This is a genomic window from Streptomyces sp. NPDC058157, assembly GCF_042884105.1.
In the GTDB taxonomy this organism is placed as follows: domain Bacteria; phylum Actinomycetota; class Actinomycetes; order Streptomycetales; family Streptomycetaceae; genus Streptomyces.
In genome coordinates, this window is the sequence record NZ_JBHVUQ010000419.1 from 1 (window position 1) to 1,863 (window position 1,863).

The window sequence follows — 1,863 nt, forward strand, 5'->3', positions numbered from 1 at the left end:
GGGGCGTCGGGTCCGGCGGCGGCCGGGGCGGGAACGGCTCCCGGCACGGGGGCGGCCGGTCCGGCGGCGGCCGGGGCGAACGTCCTGCGGGGGTGCGGGAGGCTCCGTGCCGCCGCGGCCGGGCGGCGGCCCGGCGCGGGCGCGGCGGTGGACGCCGGGCGCGGGACGACCAGGAGGGCCGCGCCGAGCAGCAGGGTGGCCACGATTGCGTCGACCCAGTAGTGGTTGGCGGTGCCCACGACCACCAGCAGGGTGACCAGGGGGTGCAGCAGCCACAGGGCCCGCCACCGGGAGCGGGTCGCGGCGATCATCCCGAGGGCCAGCATCAGCGCCCAGCCGAAGTGCAGCGAGGGCATGGCGGCGAACTGGTTGGCCACGGTGTCGGCGTCCGGGGCCGCCCGGTAGACGGTGGGCCCGTAGACCTGCCCGGTGTCCACCAGGTGCGCGGCCTCCAGCATCCGCGGCGGGGCGAGCGGGAAGGACAGGTGCAGGGCGAGGGCGGCGCCGGTGAGCACGGCGAGCACCCGCCGGGTCCACAGGTAGTGGCCGGGGCGGCGCAGGTACAGCCAGACCAGGAAGAGCACGGTCGCCGGGAAGTGCACGGCCGCGTAGTAGCTGTTCGCGGCGTGGACGGCGGTGTCCGAGTGGAGCAGCAGCCGCTGTACGGCCCCTTCGCCGGGGAGGTGCAGGGCGCGCTCGGCGTCCCAGACCCGGACGGCGTTGTGGTGGGCCTCTTCGGTGCGGCCCGTCGAGAGCATCCGGCCCGCCTTGTACACGGCGAACAGGCCCGCGACGAGCAGCAGCTCGCGTATGAGCCGGCGCCGGGCCCCGCCCGCTGGGGCGGTCGGCCGGCCGGGTGTGGTGTGGGAGGTCATCCCCCGGTCTCACTTCTTTCGGGTGGAGCGGCGTGCGGTCGCTTCGGTCGGACCGATTCCGATCGACACGCCAGTGTATCGATACATTCGCGTATCGATACGATGGTGTAGCGATAAGCCTCCGGGGCCTTACACTCGGGAGCACGACCCACCGCCCGTGAGCTCACGAGGAGAGCCGCACCCCATGACGTCCACGCCGCAGGCCCCCGCGCGCCGCTCCAAGATCAGCCCGGAGCGTGAGCAGGAGTTCTACGACGCCGTCCTGGACCAGCTGCGCGAGCACGGCTACGAGGCCCTCACCATGGAGGGCGTGGCCGCGCGGGCCTGCTGCGGGAAGTCGACGCTCTACCGGCAGTGGAAGACCAAGCCCCAGCTGGTCGCCGCCGCCCTGCGCGCGAGCCGGGCGCGGCGCGGCGAGCGGACGCTGGCCGACGTGGACACCGGGAACCTGGCGGGCGACCTGCGCGAGGCGGCCCGGATCGCGGCCGGCACCTCGAACCGCGACACCCGCCTCACCCAGGCCCTCGGCAACGCCGTGCTCAGCGACGAGGAGCTCCAGCGCGCGCTGCGCGAGGCCCTGGTCGAGCCGGAGCTGGCGGCCTTCGACGCGATCGTGGAGCGGGCCGTGGCGCGGGGCGAGATCGCCGCGGACCACCCGGCCGTGGAGTTCCTGCCGGCGCAGCTGATGGGCGTCCTGCGGATCCGGCCGGTACTGGAGGGACGCTACGCGGACGCCGACTACCTGGTCCGGTTCGTCGACGCGGCCCTGCTGCCGGCCCTGGGCATCGGCCCGGGGGACCATCCGGCCACCTGAACCGGTGGGCCGCCGTTCACGATGACCGGACGGCGACCCGCTTCGCGCTGCCACGTGGGGACGGCGGCAGCGCGCCACCCGGACGGGTCGGCGGCCCTCCCGAGCAGGGGGACCGCCGCCCCGTCCGGTCCGGAACCCCCAGGCCCTGTCGTCAAAGTCCCGCCTGCCCCGCGA

At 75.3% G+C, this 1,863-nt stretch carries 2 protein-coding genes; one reads left to right on the forward strand and one right to left on the reverse strand.

Features of this window, described 5'->3' with window-relative positions:
- On the reverse strand, positions 1–875 hold an 875-nt coding region (locus tag ACFVXK_RS38495), incomplete at its 3' end, for a phosphatase PAP2 family protein (RefSeq protein ID WP_389622022.1).
- 184 nt (positions 876–1,059) lie between these two features.
- On the opposite strand from ACFVXK_RS38495, the gene ACFVXK_RS38500 reads away from it, so the two are divergent.
- On the forward strand, positions 1,060–1,689 hold the full coding sequence (locus tag ACFVXK_RS38500) for a TetR/AcrR family transcriptional regulator (protein WP_389622025.1): 630 nt from the start codon (positions 1,060–1,062) through the stop codon (positions 1,687–1,689).
- Positions 1,690–1,863: the final 174 nt, after the last annotated feature.

Excerpts from the sequence above, each read along its gene's own strand:
- ACFVXK_RS38500 (WP_389622025.1), top strand. The coding sequence starts at position 1,060 with ATGACGTCCACGCCGCAGGCCCCCGCGCGCCGCTCCAAGATCAGCCCG.